Annotated in this window: 15 protein-coding genes; 7 read left to right on the forward strand and 8 right to left on the reverse strand. The window is 51.5% G+C overall.

What is annotated here, in order from left to right:
• Positions 1 to 118 precede the first annotated feature (118 nt).
• The 3 genes from elyC to C9I99_RS08575 all read left to right on the forward strand — a co-directional run bounded on the left by elyC (position 119) and on the right by C9I99_RS08575 (position 3,674).
• Positions 119 to 910: an envelope biogenesis factor ElyC gene (gene elyC, locus C9I99_RS08565; RefSeq protein WP_107348425.1), complete on the forward strand. Its 792-nt coding sequence runs from the start codon at positions 119 to 121 to the stop codon at positions 908 to 910.
• 293 nt (positions 911 to 1,203) lie between these two features.
• Positions 1,204 to 2,592, forward strand: coding sequence for an L-cystine transporter (locus C9I99_RS08570; protein WP_107348426.1), 1,389 nt, complete (start codon positions 1,204 to 1,206; stop codon positions 2,590 to 2,592).
• A gap of 206 nt (positions 2,593 to 2,798) precedes the next feature.
• Positions 2,799 to 3,674: a DMT family transporter gene (locus tag C9I99_RS08575; protein WP_107348427.1), complete on the forward strand. Its 876-nt coding sequence runs from the start codon at positions 2,799 to 2,801 to the stop codon at positions 3,672 to 3,674.
• Between the two features lie 51 nt (positions 3,675 to 3,725).
• Here the strand turns inward: C9I99_RS08575 and kdsB are convergent, their stop codons facing one another.
• From kdsB to C9I99_RS08600, 5 genes are all read right to left on the reverse strand, one after another.
• Positions 3,726 to 4,475: a 3-deoxy-manno-octulosonate cytidylyltransferase gene (gene kdsB, locus C9I99_RS08580; RefSeq protein WP_107348428.1), complete on the reverse strand. Its 750-nt coding sequence runs from the start codon at positions 4,473 to 4,475 to the stop codon at positions 3,726 to 3,728.
• Entirely contained in the window at positions 4,475 to 4,654 is a 180-nt protein-coding gene (locus C9I99_RS08585) for a Trm112 family protein (protein WP_107348429.1), read from the reverse strand. The genes kdsB and C9I99_RS08585 overlap by 1 nt, the downstream gene beginning before the upstream one ends.
• Complete coding sequence (gene lpxK / locus C9I99_RS08590) at positions 4,635 to 5,651, reverse strand: tetraacyldisaccharide 4'-kinase (RefSeq protein ID WP_107348430.1); 1,017 nt, start codon at positions 5,649 to 5,651, stop codon at positions 4,635 to 4,637. The genes C9I99_RS08585 and lpxK overlap by 20 nt, the downstream gene beginning before the upstream one ends.
• 30 nt (positions 5,652 to 5,681) lie before the next feature.
• Entirely contained in the window at positions 5,682 to 7,439 is a 1,758-nt protein-coding gene (msbA, locus tag C9I99_RS08595; RefSeq protein WP_107348431.1) for a lipid A ABC transporter ATP-binding protein/permease MsbA, read from the reverse strand.
• A 134-nt stretch (positions 7,440 to 7,573) separates the two neighbouring features.
• Positions 7,574 to 9,940 carry a DNA internalization-related competence protein ComEC/Rec2 gene (locus tag C9I99_RS08600; protein WP_107348432.1) on the reverse strand — a complete coding sequence of 789 codons (2,367 nt, stop codon included), beginning with the start codon at positions 9,938 to 9,940 and terminating at the stop codon, positions 7,574 to 7,576.
• A gap of 31 nt (positions 9,941 to 9,971) precedes the next feature.
• Here C9I99_RS08600 and C9I99_RS08605 point away from each other — a divergent pair, with 31 nt between their 5' ends.
• The gene (locus C9I99_RS08605) at positions 9,972 to 10,490 is read left to right on the forward strand and encodes a DUF2062 domain-containing protein (RefSeq protein ID WP_107348433.1); all 519 of its coding nucleotides are present in this window, start codon (positions 9,972 to 9,974) and stop codon (positions 10,488 to 10,490) included.
• Positions 10,491 to 10,729: 239 nt separating this feature from the next.
• On the opposite strand, the gene lolE is transcribed toward C9I99_RS08605, so the two are convergent.
• Genes lolE through lolC form a run of 3 tightly spaced genes read right to left on the reverse strand, consistent with a single transcriptional unit; the run spans position 10,730 to position 13,864 of the window.
• Complete coding sequence (gene lolE / locus C9I99_RS08610; RefSeq protein ID WP_107348434.1) at positions 10,730 to 11,974, reverse strand: lipoprotein-releasing ABC transporter permease subunit LolE; 1,245 nt, start codon at positions 11,972 to 11,974, stop codon at positions 10,730 to 10,732.
• Positions 11,974 to 12,663 (reverse strand): lipoprotein-releasing ABC transporter ATP-binding protein LolD, encoded by a 690-nt coding sequence (gene lolD, locus C9I99_RS08615; protein WP_107348435.1) that lies wholly within the window; start codon positions 12,661 to 12,663, stop codon positions 11,974 to 11,976. The genes lolE and lolD overlap by 1 nt, the downstream gene beginning before the upstream one ends.
• Complete coding sequence (gene lolC, locus C9I99_RS08620) at positions 12,656 to 13,864, reverse strand: lipoprotein-releasing ABC transporter permease subunit LolC (protein WP_107348436.1); 1,209 nt, start codon at positions 13,862 to 13,864, stop codon at positions 12,656 to 12,658. Before lolC ends, lolD begins: the two co-directional genes overlap by 8 nt.
• 189 nt (positions 13,865 to 14,053) lie before the next feature.
• Here lolC and C9I99_RS08625 point away from each other — a divergent pair, with 189 nt between their 5' ends.
• The 3 genes from C9I99_RS08625 to C9I99_RS08635 are packed head-to-tail and all read left to right on the forward strand — an operon-like array spanning position 14,054 to position 18,932.
• Entirely contained in the window at positions 14,054 to 14,632 is a 579-nt protein-coding gene (locus C9I99_RS08625) for a PilZ domain-containing protein (protein ID WP_107348437.1), read from the forward strand.
• Positions 14,633 to 14,634: 2 nt separating this feature from the next.
• Positions 14,635 to 18,090 (forward strand): transcription-repair coupling factor, encoded by a 3,456-nt coding sequence (mfd, locus tag C9I99_RS08630; RefSeq protein ID WP_107348438.1) that lies wholly within the window; start codon positions 14,635 to 14,637, stop codon positions 18,088 to 18,090.
• 29 nt (positions 18,091 to 18,119) lie between these two features.
• Positions 18,120 to 18,932 (forward strand): peptidoglycan binding protein CsiV, encoded by an 813-nt coding sequence (locus tag C9I99_RS08635; RefSeq protein ID WP_107348545.1) that lies wholly within the window; start codon positions 18,120 to 18,122, stop codon positions 18,930 to 18,932.
• The last annotated feature ends 117 nt before the right edge of the window (positions 18,933 to 19,049 follow it).

Here is a 19,049-nt window from a genome sequence, read left to right on the forward strand (position 1 = left end):
CAGCTTTACGTTATGATAGCGGTTCTAAAAATGTGGCTTATTTTCTCACAAGCGATAAAGGAATAAAGGCTTGTGGTGCTTTTTCGAGCTCAACTGCTGATTTTTCGGACTACATTGCATGTTTGAACTAAAAAAAATTGTCTCTGCGTTACTCATGCCCCTGCCAGCCTTGCTTATACTCGGCTTATTTGGGTTGTTATTACTTTGGTTTACCCGCCGCAAGGGGCTGGCAACCTTTTTCATTAGCTTTGCTTTCTTGGGGATCTTTCTCGTCTCTTTCCAACCGATAGCAACCAGCTTACTGCGTCCACTGGAAAAGGCGTATCCGCCTTATGTACCATCAGGCCAATCGGTAGATTATGTCATGGTACTGGGGAGTGGCCATGTGATTGATCATGCAATGCCGATCACTTCACAGCTTTCACGTACGGCTTTGATGCGCTTGAATGAAGGCATGCGGATCCACCGTCTGTTCCCGGGCTCAAAACTGATTCTCTCTGGCTATGGCGGTGGCACCGACATCAGCCAAGCTCGCATGATGGCGAAGGTCGCTCTGGCGCTCGGGGTCAACAAGAACGATATTTTGCTGTTAGAGACAGCGAAAGATACCTGGGAAGAGGCCTTCCAGGCCGCTTCTGTTGTTGGTGATGATAAATTGGTTGTCGTCACATCAGCCAGCCATATGAATAGAGCCATGGACGAGTTCTATCAAGTCGGTCTGACCCCGACGGCCGCCCCAACCAACTTCCTCGCCAGCAACAAGGTAGAGCAACCCTGGGAGCGCTACCGTCCGCAAGCCAAATACCTCGAACAAACCGAACGCTACTGGCATGAAACACTCGGTCGTTGGTGGCAACAGTTACGCACCCTGAACGCTGGCCATAATCCCGATGAGGACACTGCGCAATAATCTCTTCCCATGCTGCCGGCCCCCAGGGCCGGCAGTGCAAAATGCCGTCTCCCATCACAGCGACCAGGCTCCCTAAACTCTTAAGTTTGAAAGCATTTTTCCGCATAAAACCGAACATTTCGCTCACATTCTAAGCTTTATTCTTTTTGGTTTTATTAAATGCCAAATTCTCATAACAAAACCCACCAAAACCGGTTCAGGTTTTGCGACTCACAACATACTATTGCAGCCAATTAGTGATTGATGACTCAGCAAAACGGAATTGCGAGTTAATAACGGTAGGATTAGGTTCGATGTTCCAAATACTCAACTTGGCGGCCTTCGCCATTATTATTGCTCTGTTGGTAAAACAACAGAAAACAGAACAAACCCTTTCAAAGCGTGTATTTACCGCGTTGGGGCTCGGCGTTCTATTCGGTGGTGCGCTGCAGCTTATTTATGGTGGCGGCAGCAAGGTCATCGCAGACACACTGGAATACGTCAATATTGTTGGCGCAGGCTACGTCAGCTTGTTGAAGATGATCATCATGCCGCTGATCACTGTCTCTATCATTGGTGCCATCATCAAAGTTAAAGACTCCGGCTCGCTGGGTAAAATCTCCGGGCTGAGCATCGGTATCCTTCTCGCGACCACAGCGGCTTCCGCACTGATTGGTATTCTGATCAGCAGTATGTTCGGCCTGAGCGCGGAAGGTATTGTTCAGGGCGCGCGCGAAATTGCCCGTGGTGAAATGCTGGAAACCCGCCTGACCTCGGTAGAAGCGATGTCTTTTGCTGACATGATTATCTCTTTCTTCCCAGCCAACCCATTTGCTGATCTCGCTGGCAGTCGCCCAACCTCGACCATTGCGGTGGTGATTTTCTCAGCCTTTATCGGCGTCGCAGGCCTGACGGTGATCCGCACCCAGCCTGAGCTTGGTGCCAGCTTCGAAAAGTTCATCAATGTCGCTCAGGAAGTGGTACGTACCTTGGTTCGCATGGTACTTAGCCTAACACCGTATGGTGTATTGGCACTGATGACCAAAGTTGTTGCGGGATCGAACTACGACGATATCCTGAGCCTGATTAACTTTGTGGTGGCCTCTTACGTGGGCCTTGGTCTGATTCTGGTTATGCATCTGGTACTCGTGGCCTTCGTTGGTGTGAACCCAATCCGTTACCTGAAGAAGATCCTGCCGGTACTGACCTTTGCATTCACGTCACGCTCAAGTGCCGGTACGATTCCGCTCAACGTTGAAACGCAGGTGAAAAAACTGGGTAACGGCGATGCAGTGTCAAACTTCTCGGCGTCTTTCGGCGCCACTATGGGCCAAAACGGCTGTGCTGGCCTATACCCTGCGATGCTGGCAGTGATGATTGCGCCAACGGTGGGTATCAACCCGCTCGACCCTGGCTTCATGCTGACCCTGATTGCCATTGTCACCATCAGCTCATTCGGTATTGCCGGTGTGGGCGGCGGTGCAACCTTTGCCGCGCTGATTGTGCTGTCTGCCCTTGATATGCCAGTTGCACTTGCCGGTCTGCTTATCTCAATCGAACCATTGATTGATATGGGCCGTACTGCAGTCAACGTTAGCGGTGCGATGACTGCCGGTACCATTACTTCTCGAGTGTTAGGCCAAGCTGACAATACCGTGTTCGACTCTGACGATGATATCGAAGAGAAAACGGCGACAGCGTAAAACAGATACAGCATTCTGGAAAGTGAAAAGCCACCCACGAAAACGGGTGGCTTTTTTGTCATATGAACCAGAGTAAAAAAATGCCTAATTGAAAATATCGGCAAATACTCAGTGAATTTTCAGCCTTAATCGGTAGAATACGGCCACTTGCCATACAATATGGCAGAAGTGTTTTCTAACTTAGCCACTTTTACCACTGAGTCTCAATGCGTAATCCAGTTAACCAAGCGATTGTCCTTCTCGTTGCCGCCAACTTGCTGGCGTCTTTCTCGGATGTTTCCCTGAAAATCCTCAACGGTGAAGTCCCCACCTTTCAGTATGTTTTCATCCGGCAGCTACTCAGCGTTATCATGCTTTTGCCATTCTGGCTGGCACTGCCGCAGGCAAAACGTAAACAAGGCTGCTGCAAAATTGCCTTTTGGCGAGCCCAGCTCATTCTGATGGGCAGCGCCTGTGCCATGGTCGCCATTACCTTCCTGCCTCTAGCAACCGCCAATGCGATGTTCTATGTCGGGCCATTACTGATGCTGCCGTTATCTGTCTTTTTGCTAAAGGAGACGCCACCCAAAGCAAAAGTCATTGCCACCTGTATTGGTTTTGCCGGTGTGTTGGTTGTTCTGCGTCCCGAGCATTTTCACTGGGCTGCTATCGTCGGGCTAGGAAGTGCACTGGCCATGGGGCTAGGAAATATTTTGATCCGCAAACTGCCGCAAGAGCAGCATTTGGTGTCGACCTTGTTCTGGACTGGGGTAATGACCCTGCCGCTATCGTTAGCACTCGCTGTACCGCAATGGGCTGCCATCGAGTGGCACCATGTCGGTTGGATAATGGCGATAAACCTGTTTGTCTTGGGTTACCACGCCTTGGTCGTCATCGGCTATAAGAAAGCCGCGGCTGGTCAGATAGCACTGGCGGAATATTCAGGGTTGGTGTTTGTAACGGCCTTTGGCGTGATGTGGTTTGATGAAATCCCAGATCTACTCACGGTAATGGGGATCTTGCTGATTGTGGTACCCATGATGCCGGTGAGATGGCAACGCTTGTTTAGCCGCAAAACCAACGAGGTTATCACCCACTCATAGGTGGCGATCAAAACGGGAGAGCCAAGGCTCTCCCGTTTTTCATTCTATTTTTTATCCACCAACCAGTTGGCGCACTTTTTCCAAATCTTCCGGTGTATCAACACCGGCAGGTGGTGCATCAATAGCAACCTCAACATGGATTTTCTCGCCGTACCAAAGCACACGAAGCTGCTCCAGCGCTTCGATTCTCTCCAGCGCACTCGGCTCCCAGTTGATATAGGTATTGATAAAGCCTGCACGGTAGGCATAGATACCAATATGGCGCATCAGGTTTTGATGGACTTCCTGCGGGCGCTTGGCGAAGTTATCGCGGTCCCAAGGAATGGAGGCACGACTGAAATACAGCGCATAGCCATCTTTATCAGTGACCACTTTCACCGCGTTAGGGTTAAACACTTCATCGGCATGGTCAATCTCAACCGCCAATGTCGCCATCGGCGCCTGGCTGCCAGCAAGATTGGTGGCCACCTGACGGATAATGCTTTCCGGGATCAGTGGTTCGTCGCCCTGCACGTTGACCACAATATGGTCATCAGCCAATTGATATTTCGCCACCACTTCAGCCAAACGCTCGGTGCCAGATTCATGATCATCGCGGGTCATGCAGACTTCGCCACCAAACGCCTTCACCGCATCGGCAATGCGCTGATCGTCAGTCGCGACAATGACTTGCTCGGCTCCCGCTTTGCTAGCCTGCTCATAAACCCACTGAATCATTGGCTTGCCCGCAATATCAGCCAACGGCTTACCCGGCAAGCGTGATGACTGATAACGAGCAGGTATAATCACCGTAAAAGACATTATTTCACCTCTTCCGAGCTTAGAGTACGCGCCTCTGGCTCAAGCAATACAGGAATACCATCTTTAATAGCATATGCCAGACGATCAAACTTGCAGATCAGCTCATTTTTGTCTTTATCGAAGTTCAATTTTCCCTTACATACTGGGCACGCAACGATTTCAAGCAGACGATGATCCATACTCTTCCTTTACCTTAATAATCCGGTTAATCAAGCTATCAGCCTGCTCGGCGGGCATCTCGGCGTCGACCGGTAAATACCACCAATTAGGCTGAGCGAAAGTGTGGCATTTCACCGCATCTTTCTCTGTCATGACGAGGTGCTGGCCTGGCGCGGACAGCTGTTGTAATTGTTGCTCGGAAAATGCCTGGTGATCAGCAAAAGGCTGGCACTTCACCGGTGTCACACCGAGCTGTTCTAGTGTATTAAAAAATCGTGGCGGATGGCCAATCCCTGCCATGGCGACGATATCACCTTGCAGCTTAGCCGCACCTAGACGTTCACCCGTTTTGAGGTTCACCAAATCAGATGGTACCAGCTGCATCGGAATTTCAGTGCCATCGGCGTTGCCGCCATTACAAATCAGAAAATCCACATCCTGCAAGCGATCGCAGCCTTCACGCAGTGGCCCCATCGGGATCAATTGTTGATTGCCAAACCGGCGCTGGCCGTCAATCACCACAATTTCGATATCCCTTGCCAGCGCGTAGTGCTGCAGGCCATCGTCGGTAATGATCACATCAACATCCGGTTCGATCAATTGCACAGCCTCGGCGCGCTTGGGCGATACGGCGACAGGCACACCGGTACGGCGGGATATTAACACTGGCTCATCCCCGGCTTCGGCCGTGGTGCTCTGGGCATTAACCAAGTACGGGTAATGCGGCGCCTTGGCCCCATAGCCCCGAGAGACCACGCCGGGCCTGAGCCCTGCCGCCTTGAGCTGCTCAACCAGCCAAATGACAACAGGCGTCTTACCATTGCCACCCGCTGTAATATTGCCCACCACCACAACCGGCACTGATGGGCGATATACCGCTTTCTGGCCTGTTTGATATTGCCTGCGGCGACGTTGACTGATGACGCCAAACAGTTTACTCAGAGGCCACAGGAGAGGCTTTAGAATCGCTCCTGCCGGGTGGTCCTCAAACCAGATCTTTTCAATTACTGATGACATGATGCACCCAATCCATGGCTTACCCAGCCACTACTCACCAAACTGGATACGGTGCAGCTGGGCATAAGCGCCATCTTGCGCCAACAGTTCAGCATGCACACCGCGCTCAACGATTTCACCATCATCAACCACTAGAATTTGATCAGCGTTTTCAATGGTCGACAGACGGTGGGCAATAACCAGCACCGTTCGATCTTTCTGCAATTCGTCCAGCGCAGACTGAATTGCACGCTCTGATTCGGTATCCAAGGCAGAGGTTGCCTCATCGAGGATAAGCACTGGGGCATTTCGCAGCAAGGCGCGGGCAATTGCGATACGCTGGCGCTGGCCGCCTGACAGGCTCACACCGTTCTCGCCAATCATGGTATCCAGGCCATTGTCCATGCCTTTGATAAAGTCCATGGCGTAAGCAAGCTCAGCCGCTTTTTCAATGTCTGCTCGGCTGTATGCTTCACCGCTTGCATAAGCAATATTGTTGGCGACGGTATCGTTAAACAGGTGAACGTTCTGCGACACAACAGCAACCTGCTCACGCAGATTGGAAAGCTTGTAATCACAGATGTCATGGTTATCGATTGTAATACTACCCGAGTCAATGTCATAGAAGCGGGTGAGCAAGTTGGCAATGGTACTTTTGCCCGAACCGGAACGCCCCACCAAAGCCAAGGTCTGCCCGGCTGGCAAATCAAAGTTCACGCATCTCAACGCTGGGGAATCTTTGGTCGGATAAGTGAAAGTCACATCCTTGACATGGATATCACCATTCACTCGCTTGGCTTCATACTGACCGTTATCTTTTTCTGTTTCCAGTTCCATCAGGCCAAACAAGGTCTGGCAGGCCGCCATACCGCGTTGGAATTGCGACGTCACATTGGTAAGCGCCTTAAGCGGGCGCATCAAACCAAACATAGAACCAAAGATCAGAGCAAAAGTACCCGGCGTCAAAGACTCGCGTAGCGACTCAGTATTGGCCAGAACCAGCACAACGATCAATGCCATAGAGGCAATAACCTGAATGACGGGGTTAGCAATCGCTTGAGCCGATACCAGCTTCATCGTCTGCTGACGCATCCGGTTGCTCACTTGCTCAAAGCGCTCCTGCTCAACCTGCTGACCGCCATAGCTCAGGACCACCTTGTGGCCTTTCAGCATTTGTTCGGCAGACGATGTCACTGACCCCATCGCATCTTGCATATTCTTGGAGATGCGGCGGAAACGCTTGGAGACCACACGGATACTGAGGGCAACCACAGGTGCAATCACCAGCAGGATTGCAGACAACTGCCAGCTGTTATAAAACATGATTGCCATCAGGGCAATAATGCTCGCCCCCTCACGCACCAAACTGACCATCGCGTTACTGGTTGCAGCCGCAACTTGCTCTGAATCATAGGTGATACGCGAAAGTAATTTGCCCGAAGATTCTTTATCGAAAAAACCGACTGGCATTTTCATGAAGTGGTTGAACATCTGGCGGCGCATGCTCATCACCACATTGCCAGAGACCCATGCAAGGCAATAGGTAGAAACAAAGCCACTGAAGCCACGGAGGATCATTAGCCCCATCAAGTAAATTGGCATCATAGCCAGGAAATTCGACTCGATACCGTCGATTCCACCAAAGCTTTCATCCATCAGTGGCTTAATCATCGAGAGCATCAATGCATCACTTGCAGCATTAATAATCAATGCAACAATAGCGACAGCCAAACCGGCTTTGTAAAGGCTAATTGAAGGCCACAGTCGCTTAAACGTCTCCCAAGTGGTTTGATCGTTCGAAGTAGTCATGGAAACCATTTTTTCTTAAAGTCAATTTTCCCATTCTACTCGCATAAATGCCGGAGACCAAATAAGTTCATCGACCAACGCCAAAGACTGTTTGATTTTCAAACAGCCATTATCATCAATTAACCATATAGCATTTACCGTACTGGCAATACGGGCCTGAACCACGCCGCTTTTCGATCTTGGCGATACCGCACAACGTCTACGTCTTGATCATTAATAAGCAGTGAGATCTGGCCTGATTCAGCAGTAGATAGCCAGCTAACGTTTTTGTTGTCTAGGTAGCGCTGGTGCACATCCCTGGAGGGTAAATTCCAAGGATTAAACCGTGCAACCGAGACCAGTGCATATTTGGGAGCCATCTTGTTAAGCCAGCCCATTTGCTCTAGCCAGGTGGTTGTAGACGAACTGCGACTGCCATGATGCGGTACCAGTAGGATATCCGGTGACAGATTAGGTTCCAGCCTGGCCAATAACAGCTCGGAGATGGCATCAATATCCCCGGTCAGAAGCAAGGATGCCCCCGCCTCTTGCTTGACTTCGATGACACAAGAGTGAGGGTTAGCCGCTCGCGTCACTCGCTTGGGTGGCCACAGCACGCGAAAACTCAAGCTGTGCCACTGCCATTGTTCTCCGCGTACACAAGCGAGATAATCCTCGCGATAATCACTACTTCGCTTCCATACCGGTTCAAAAGTGTCCACCAAATAGTCGGCCCCTGCGGCGTGATCACTATCAGCATGGCTCAGTATTAAGCCATCCAGTGTCGCTTGCCCTCTCTGTTTCAATACCGGTTCAATGACTGAACGAGCGATAGACCCGCCCGGCCAGCGGTTACCGGTATCGTAAAGGACGCTGCGATTGTGGATTGATATCAATACCGCTAAACCATGCCCGACATCGAGCAAGTCAACCTGCCATGGCTCAGACGTTTTAAAGTGCTCCTGCTTACCATCCACTCCCGTGACTTGCCTGCCATTTGGTGCGAATGGCTGATTCCACAATAGAGCCACGCTCGAAAGCACAACGAGCAAAGCGGCAAAGCGCCTCAGTGGCAGCAACCAAAGCAAAACTGACATTGCCGCTATCGCCAATACCCAACTCCCGGTTCTGTCGGCTAACATCCACCAGCCACCACGAGCCCATTCAGCGATCCAAAGCACCGGCGACAGTGTCATGTTCGCCCATTGCCAACACACCATAGCCACTTGTTCCACGGGAGATAACACAATAGCAGCTAACACCAAAGGCACCGTGGTCATACTGACCCAGGGCACAGCCAGTAAATTCACCAAAGGGGCCCAAGGTGAAAAACCACCAAACCACAACCACTGCACCGGCAGCATCAACACGAGCAATGATAACTGGAGCAACAGCAGTGCCCGCCATTTGCCCAGCCACCTTTGGTGAAGCTTCAACGCTGAGCTTTCCTCGAACCTTACGCCACCAGCATGTGCCAAAGCGATCACCGCGACCGCCGCAAATGAAAGCCAAAATCCCGCGCTGTAAGAGGCTAGCGGGTCCAACGCCAGACTAACGGTAAAAACCAATAGCAAAATCTGCCACCCCGGCCAGACAACCCTGAACCGCAGTAACACCAGTACGACCAAGCTCATCAACAAGGCTCGCTGCGTCGGCAGGGTAAACCCAGCAAGCCATGCGTATAGCGCTCCAGTGGTCAACCCCAGCCACAAGGGTAGCCATATCGCGTTTGGCCAATCCCCAAAAAGGTTTCGCAAAACACCCCCGCTCCACCACCCCAGCATAATAGCCAGGCCAATATGCAATCCGGAAATTGCCATCAGATGGGCAAGGCCACTGTCACGCAATAGCCCCCAATCGCGTGCCTCCAGTGCCCCACGGTAGCCAAAGCCCAGGGCCAATAGGTACCCTTGGTGGCTGAGGCTCTCGGTATGTTCCAACGCACGATCGAACACCATTTGGCGAAGACTCGCCAAAGTGTGTTGGCCACTGGCTAAGCGAACGCCACTGATCACGACACCTACCCCGTGGATCCCTTTGCTAACAAACTGCCGCTCCCTGTCATAGCCGGCGCTGTTAACGCGGCCATGCGGTGGCCGCAATCGAACTTGCAGTTGCCAATGTTCGCCTTGCTTCATCACCGGGATATTATTCTGATCTTGCCAACTGAGCCTTAAACGCAGTGTTTTGCTTGAACGAAAACCTGACTGAGGTAATTCCGACGTTACAAAATCAAACAAAGTATCTAATTTCTTATGATTTAATAGGCTGCTAACTTCCCCAACTATGGTAATATTCCTCGGCTCAATCAAAGCCAGTTGGACGTTTTTTAGATAGGATGTTGCGGCGAGATTCGCCAAACAAGCACCGATGCCGACGTAGATCAAAAGTCGCCATCGGAAATAGAAACACACTACACTGCCTATCATTAAGGCTGTAATAAAACCATGATAGGTTGGCAATGCCAGCCAAAAGTGAAGCGATAGCAGTCCAAGTGCAACCCCGGCAGCGCTTTTGTTCATCTCAAGCCTGCCTGTGAACAAAAGAATTACAATGCCAAGACAAGTAATTAAACGAATGATGCCAAGCCATGATGTCATCAAACGCCAAAAGGCGTTGAAGATATTTGGCAACGTGCTTTATAACCCAAATTTGTGGTGCCTTAATCGCCGTTCGGCGTCTGGCGCATTTGCGGTCGGTTTGTTTATGGCGTTCGTCCCCCTCCCCAGTCAAATGATCATGGCTGCCGGCATCGCCATATTTTTCAGCGTCAACTTGCCTCTTTCGGTCTGTTTGGTATGGATCAGCAACCCAATTACTATGCCTGTCATGTTTTATGGCGCATACAAGGTTGGGGCCTGGATCATGAATACACCACACCAAGCTTTCCACTTCGAATTGTCTTGGGAGTTTTTGCTGCACCAAATGAATCAGATTGGCCCTCCTTTCCTATTGGGCTGTGCCGTTTGTGCCGTATTCTTTTCAGCTATCGGCTACTTCGGTATCCGTGGCCTGTGGCGCTACTCTGTGGTAAGAAGCTGGCAAAAACGCCGCTTCCGTATGCTGAAATAGTTCTGGGCAAATATAGTTTTTGACAGCTAAAATAAAAAAACCTCGCCGCTGCGAGGTTTTTTTTAGCCCGATGATCAGTCGGACTCAACTATATCTGTCGACTTAGTGAAGTAGGTGGCAGGTTGGTGCAACCCCCTTTCGCTGGCTCAGCCAAAAGGCGATCTCCCCCCAAAGCGTGATTTCATTGACGACTTGCCAAAGCAAGGACTCAAATCATCACCCTTCAGGGAAAACACCACTTATTTGGCACTCAATACCATTGCAGGCTGAAGTGCCCCTGCTCGCTTGGCCGGGTACCAGGTTGCCAAGAAACTCAAAATCACCGCAGTCGCGGTCACCAGCAACACATCTTGCATCGACAGTAGCGTCGGCAAAAAATCGACAAAATAAATATCGCCAGACAAGAACTGGTGGCCAATCAAGGTTTCCAGGCCTTTAATCAAGGTAGTAAGGTTAACGGCCACCAAGGAGCCCAGCAACGAACCGACCAAGCTACCCACGATACCCGATAAAACACCGTGCCAAATGAAAATGGCGCGGATCAACCGATCTGTCGCCCCCATGGTGCGCAATATCGCAATATCCGCCGCCCTGTCTTTCACCGCCATCATCAAGGTCGATACAATATTAAAGCTCGCGACCCCAATCACCAGTACCATCACCAAATACATAATGGTGCGTACCATTTGAATATCTCGGTAAAGGTAACCGTACTTTTGGTTCCAGCTCTTCAGGTACACATAAACCGGTAAGGTAAAACCGACTTCACGGACGATACTTTGGGCATCCAAGACCTTGTCGACGTTCAGCTCAATACCGGTGATCCCCTCGCCCATCGACAAATACCCTTGGGCGTCTTGCAGAGGTACCAGGGCAAAGTTATGGTCAATCTGTCCCGCCAACGCAAGCAGGCCCGCAACTTGAAGCCGGATACGATGCGGCGCCTTGAGCTTCAGGCTTGGGTCTGGGTTGGGGATCATGGCGGTGATCCAGTCTCCAACGCCGATACCCAGCTTGTCTGCTACACCTTGGCCCAGAATGACCTGCTGCTTACCCGCTTCAAAACGATCCCAAGCATTGTCTTTGACAAACTGTGGCAACACACTGACGTCACGTTGCTTCTCAGGGTTAACGCCACGCACTTCCACGGCCTTGAGGCTGTTACCTTTCTCTAGCAGCGCCGTAAACTGGATGTACGGGGCTGCAGCGGTCACCCTCGGATGCTGTTCGACGATATCGAGCACCGGCTGCCAGTCTTCAAACGGCGGCGTCACCGCCTCCAATTCGCCATGGGGGATCACCGACAGGACCCGGTTTTGCAACTCACGTTCAAATCCGTTCATCGCCGATAAACCTATGATGATAACGGCAACACCTACCGCTATCCCCAGGGTTGATGAAATCGAAATAAACGAAACCATCCGGTTTCGCTGCTTGGCGCGGCTAAAGCGGCTGCCGATAAAAAGAGAAAGTGGTCGAAACATCAAGCCACCTCTACCAGCTGCAACTCACCATCCAGCATATGCATGCAACGATCAAGTTTGCCAGCCAGCTCATTATCATGGGTCACGACCAAGAAGGCCGTACCCGACTCCTTGTTGAGCTTGCGCATCAAATCATAGATTTCCAATGCGGTTTTATGATCCAGGTTACCCGTCGGCTCGTCGGCCAATACCAGAGACGGTTTGTTGACCAACGCCCTTGCAATCGCAACTCGTTGACGCTCACCGCCACTGAGCTCGGAAGGACGGTGCTCCAGCCTGTGGCCAAGCCCTACCAGCTCCAAGATACTGTGGGCCTGTGCCCGAGCTTTATTCGCGGCAACCCCACCGATCAGCAATGGCATAGCCACATTTTCCAGCGCGCTGAAATCGGCCAGCAGGTGATGGAACTGATAGACAAAACCAATCTCCTGATTGCGCAGTTTGGCCTGCTTGTTGGCACTCATGGCATTGAGCTTTTGTCCCTTGAAGAACACTTCGCCCTCGGTCGGATCATCCAACGCCCCGAGTAAATGCAACAGCGTACTCTTGCCCGAGCCTGATGCGCCGACAATACCAACCAGCTCGCCAGCATCAAGATGGAAACCGACCCCTTTTAGCACCTCTGTTTCAAGCTGGGCTTCTTGATAGACTTTTCTCAGGCCCTGACAAACCAATAGTGCATTACTCATAACGAAGTGCCTCTGCTGGGCGAACCGATGCCGCCCGGTAGGAAGGAAAAACAGTCGCCAGCAAACTTAAAATAATCGCGCCGACAATAACGGAAGTAATCTGCAATGGTGAAATTACTATGGGTAGCTGACCGCCTGCGGTGATCAAATCAACCCCAACAACAGTGAGCAAAGAATTCAAGTTTAGTGCCAATAAGGTACCCAATACTCCCCCAATAATCGCGCCGATCACGCCGCTACTGGCGCCTTGCACCATAAACACTAACAAGACCTGACGGCTGCTCATGCCCTGCGTTTTTAAAATAGCCACTTCGGCCTGCTTCTCCATCACCACCATGATCAAGGCCGAAATAATATTGAAGGCGGCGACACCGATAATCAGCCCCAGCATCAAGCCCATCATGTTCTTTTCCATTTTCACGGCTTGGAAAAGCTCACCGCGTTGTTCACGCCAGTCAGACCAGGTCATCCCCTCAGGTAAAGGCTGGTTGGCAAGATCGGCGACCACGAACGGATCATCGACGAACAAGCGCCATCCTGTGATTTCGCCCGGCTTGAGTCGTAACAACCGCCCAGCATCCTCGATATGGGTCAACATGATCTGGCCGTCAACATCCGAGCCGGTGTTATATAAGCCCGCGACTTCAAAGTTTCGCTGGCTAGGAATTCGTCCGAGCGGGGTATACTGGCTGGCGCTAGTGACCATCAAACGTACCTTGTCACCCACTTTGACGCCCAGTTGATTGGCCAGGCTTTGGCCAAGGATCACCTTATAGCTGCCCGCTTCCAAATCCATGATATCGCCATGGTTTATGTAATAGCCAACAGGTTCAAAGGCTTCAGGATCGACACCCAGCATCATACCGGCAGCCAGTGACTTGGCGCTTTGCAAAATCGCCTCGCTACGGGTGAGTGGTGACACCATGTCAACATAGGGAATCGCGGTGAGCGCTTCGGGAGGGTGTTCTGTGCGGGTAAGATGGCCATCGTGGGTCGAGATCACAGCTTGGGGCATCACCCCAAGGATCCGTTCCTTGAGTTGCTGCTCAAAGCCATTCATCACAGACAGTACCGTTACCAGAGATAGCACTCCAACGGTAATACCCGCGGTCGACATATATGAAACAAAACGGCTGAACCTATCACCAGAACGTCCTCTGAGATAACGCAGACCGATAAAAAACGAGACGGGATGAAACATAGATTAGAAAGATACCATCCTTATAAAAACTGTTCGAAAGCATACCTGTTGCCGCGCCTGATTACCATTAAGCTCAGTAAAACTAATGTAAAAACAGCGGGTAAAACCACCACTCTGCAACCACTTTACTTGTCCCTGAGCAATAGGTGGGTGATAATCGTAGGATAGTTAATTTATATCGAGTGCGACATGAATCAGGACGAGTATTTTTCAGTCCATGCTGGATTGACCATCAATGTAGAACCACTCCAACCGGGTGAAAATGTTCCCGACATGCTGGCTTTCCAGCAAGAAATCCCGCCCCTGTTTCGTATCGCCAGTGAATGCAGCAGCTTGGATGACGGTCTGGAGCATTCATTATCCCAATTAAAAAAAGATGAGTTCAAAGCACTCTCGAATTACCTGACGGCGCAGAATAACAAGATAAACTTGTTATTATCTTTCGTGCTAGCTCAACAGGATAATGCTGAACTCCGCTTTACGACACACACTTTCGGCGCTAGCCAACTGTCTTATTTTTCACCTGCCGCGCTAGCCGAAGGTAACGAGGTAAAGCTCAAGCTGTTTCTCGATAGCCCCGCCGCCGCTGTTTACGCCTATGCTGAAGTAACTCAATGCCAGCCCCAGCAAGACGGCAGCTACGAAATTGCCTTGAAGTACGTACGCTTAATGGAAGTTGACAGGGATTTGCTGATCCGAGCCGCCCTGTACTTCCAACAAAAAATTCTGCGCCAACGCGCCCAACTGCGATCAGACAATAAAAGTTAACCATGAAAGCACAGTCTATTCTCTCTCTTCCATTACCGTCCAAACCGGGTGACAGCCGATTCATCGGTAATGTGTCCGGTGCAGCGCTGGCACTCTCTGTTGCAGAAGTGGCCCATGATCATCAAGGCCCGCTCTTAGCTGTAGTGCCTGATACCCAGACCGCATTGCGCCTGCAACCAGAAGTCAGCCAGTTCACATCATTAGAAGTCAGCGTCTTCCCCGACTGGGAAACCTTGCCGTATGATAATTTTTCGCCGCACCAAGATATCATTTCAGACAGGTTGACTCGCCTATATTCCCTACCCCAGCAAGAGAATGGGGTAGTATTGGTGCCAATCAGCACCCTGCTGCAGCGAATGACACCAAGGGCTTTCATCCACCAGCATGCGTTGATGGTACGCAACGGCGATACCTTGTCGTTGGAAAAACTGCGCTTACAATTGGAAGCCTCAGGCTACCGCCACGTTGATCAGGTTATCGAGCATGGTGAATATGCCAGCCGTGGCTCGCTGATTGACCTGTTCCCGATGGGCAGCAACCAGCCTTACCGCATTGACTTCTTTGATGATGAAGTCGATTCGATCCGCCAGTTTGACCCTGAAAACCAGCGCTCTACCGGTGAGATAGAGCAAATCCGCCTGTTGCCAGCCCACGAATTCCCAACCGATGAAATCGCCATCGAGAATTTCCGGATGCGCTGGCGCGAGCGCTTCGAGGCCCGCCGAGAGCCCGAATCTATCTACCAGCAAGTCAGCAAGCGTACTTGGCCTGCCGGTATCGAATACTGGCAACCGCTGTTCTTCGAGCAGACCGAAACACTTTTCGATTACTTGCCGCAAAATAGCTTGCTGATCACCATCGGAGCCCTTGAGCCCGCTGTCGACCAGTTCTTAACCGACGCCGAGTACCGCTTCGACCAGCGACGGATTGATCCTCTGCGCCCACTGCTCGAACCAAAAGAGCTATGGCTGACCAAGGAGGAAATGTTCACCCATTTCAAAACGCTGCCTCAAGTGCGTATCCGCAAGGAAAGCGAGCCCGACAAAGCTGGCCGCTACAACCTGCCCGTTAAAGCGGTTCCTGAGCTAACCATCAACCACCAACTCAAAGAACCGTTGGCTGAGCTTCGACGTTATTCGGAAAGCTACCAGGGTAAAATGGTCTTTTCGGTTGCCTCTGAAGGCCGCCGCGAAGCACTGCTTGATCTACTGGCTCGCATTAAGCTTCGCCCTGTCGTTGCACCAACCCTTACCGAAGCCTTGGCAGCGCCAGGAAAATTCAGCTTAGTGATCGGCTCGGCGGAACAGGGCTTTTTACTTGAGCAGCCAGAAGTCGCCCTGATCTGCGAAAGTGACTTACTGGGTGAGCGGGTGGTCCAGCGTCGCCGTCGCGATGAAAAGAAATCAGTCAACGCCGATACCATCATCCGCAACCTTGCCGAACTCAAGGTAGGCCAACCGGTGGTTCATCTAGACCATGGTATCGGTCGCTTTCAGGGCTTGCAGACGTTGGAAGCCGGCGGCATGAAAACCGAATACGTCACCTTGGAATACCAAGGCGGTGCCAAGCTGTATGTCCCGGTTGCCTCGCTGCATCTGATCAGCCGCTACTCAGGCGGGGCAGAAGATTCTGCCCCTATCCATAAGCTAGGCGGTGAAGCTTGGGTTAAAGCGCGTAAAAAGGCTGCTGAAAAAGTGCGTGATGTCGCCGCCGAGCTGCTCGACGTGTATGCCAAGCGAGAATTGAAGCCGGGCCATAAATTCACGCTTGATCGCGAAGCCTATGCCGACTTCAGTACCGGCTTCCCGTTCGAAGAAACCCATGATCAGGCACTGGCTATCAATGCTGTCCTGTCAGATATGTGCCAAGCCAAAGCCATGGATCGCCTGGTTTGTGGTGATGTTGGCTTTGGTAAGACCGAAGTCGCCATGCGTGCCGCATTTGTCTCAGTCGATAACAACAAGCAGGTCACCGTGCTGGTCCCGACCACCCTGCTTGCCCAACAACACTTTGAGAATTTCCGTGACCGCTTTGCCAATACCCCCGTCAGGGTTGAGGTCCTTTCGCGCTTTAAAACCGCCAAGGAGCAAAAGCAGATCCTGGCTGATATGGCCGAAGGCAAAATCGATATTCTGATCGGCACCCACAAGCTGCTCAATGCCTCGGTGAAATACCATGACCTAGGCTTATTGATTGTCGATGAGGAGCACCGCTTCGGGGTTCGTCAAAAAGAAAAGCTCAAGGCGATCCGTGCCGATGTTGATATCCTGACCCTGACCGCAACGCCAATTCCGCGCACGCTGAATATGGCGATGAGCGGAATGCGCGATCTCTCTATTATCGCTACCCCGCCAGCCCGCCGCTTGGCCATCAAGACCTTCGTCCGCGAATCAGACGATGCCCTGATCCGGGAAGCGGTACTGCGTGAGGTCATGCGCGGTGGTCAGATCTACTTCCTGCACAACGATGTCGACTCGATCGAGAAAATGGCTGAAGATCTGGCCAAGCTGATCCCTGAAGCGCGGGTTACCTTTGCCCACGGCCAGATGCGCGAGCGTGAACTCGAGAAAATCATGAGTGACTTCTACCACCAGCGCTTCAACCTGTTGGTATGTACCACCATAATCGAAACCGGTATCGACGTCCCAACCGCCAATACCATCATTATCAACCGCGCCGATCATCTTGGTCTGGCCCAGCTTCACCAGCTACGAGGCCGTGTCGGACGCTCGCACCACCAAGCCTATGCCTACATGCTGACGCCGCATCCTAAGCGGATGACCAAAGATGCGGTCAAGCGCCTTGAGGCCATTTCCTCACTGGAAGATCTGGGAGCAGGCTTTACCCTTGCAACGCACGACCTTGAAATTCGAGGGGCTGGTGAGCTGCTTGGTGACGAGCAAAGCGGCCAAATTCAATCGGTCGGTTTCACCTTGTACATGGAGATGCTCGAACAAGCGGTCGAGGCACTCAAAGAAGGCAAAGAGCCATCGCTTGATGACCTGTTGCGCCAGCAGACCGAGGTCGAACTTCGCCTTCCGGCACTGCTGCCTGAAGAGTTTATCCCGGATATCAATACCCGCCTGTCGTTATACAAACGTATCGCCAGCGCAAACAGCGAGAAAGCACTGGATGAACTCAAGGTTGAACTCATCGACCGCTTTGGTCTGCTGCCGGATCCCACTACCAACTTGCTGGTACTCAATAAAATCAAGCTCAAAGCCGCCGGTATCGGCGTGCGTAAAATTGAAGCCGGTGAAAAAGGCGGTTATATCGAGTTTAACCCCAATGCCAATATCGACCCGGGCTTGCTGGTCGGGCTTTTGCAGTCACAGCCGCAGCATTACCGGATGGAAGGGCCAACCAAACTAAAAGTCATGGCCCCGATGAGTGACAGAAAAGACAGAATAAAGTATGTTGACGGTCTGCTAACAAAGTTGGCCGAAAACGCTCTATAATAGATAGCACTTAAGTGCGGAGTATTATCTTGAAAAATCTGATTTATTTGCTGCTGTTCGCCATTAGCTGGCCAAGCCTTGCAGCGCGACAGTTCGATATTGAAGTGATCTTGTTCAAGCGTAACATCGCACCAGAGCAAGTGAGCGAGTCTTGGCCTGACAACCCGAAGCCTGTCAGCCTCAAAGGGGCAATAGACTTCGGTGACACCGCTCGCCTTCAAGCAAGAGGGCTCACCCCGATGCCGTCGTCCCAGTTCGAGCTCAATGCCCAGTACAGCAAGCTCAAGCAACATGCCGGCTTTACCCCATTGGCCCACTTCGGTTGGCGCCAAGGTGATTTGAGCCGAGCTGCTGCGCCGCGCATTCACTTCAGCGCGGGCAAAGATTTTTCCGCTCAGTTTTTAGCGGATGGGACAGTGAAATCAGCCCACACCGAAGAGCACACTATCGCAGCGTCAGACCAAGGATTCACCGAAGAATCACTGAATGCTGCCGCTGATGAAATCACAGAGCAAGCAAGTGCACTACGAGAACTGGACGGCACATTGCGCGTCTATGTACAGCATTTCTTGTTTACCGAAGCCAACTTTGCTCTGCGCGAACCAAGCCGTCGCGAAGTTATCATCGGTGCTGAGCCACTAGACCCAATGGAAAGTGCCCTCGAGCCGGAAGGTAATGTCCAAATCGGCCATCTGCAGGAAGTCAAAAAACAGGTGAAAGTGGAAGAGTTCCTCAAAGCCTACCCATTCCAGCAACAGCGTAAGATGCGCAGTGGCGAAACCCACTACCTTGACCATCCACTGATGGGGATGGTGATTCAAATTCGTCGCATCGACGGTTAACCCGTTCACTATCAAGATAAAGGGCTGCAAACGCAGCCCTTTTCACATTTTAAGCACCTATTCCAACGCCATCCACAACATTCGTTTATGCTCTTAAATACAAGATCAGGACGGCTG

Source organism: Photobacterium lutimaris (assembly GCF_003025555.1).
Taxonomy (GTDB): Bacteria; Pseudomonadota; Gammaproteobacteria; order Enterobacterales; family Vibrionaceae; genus Photobacterium; species Photobacterium lutimaris.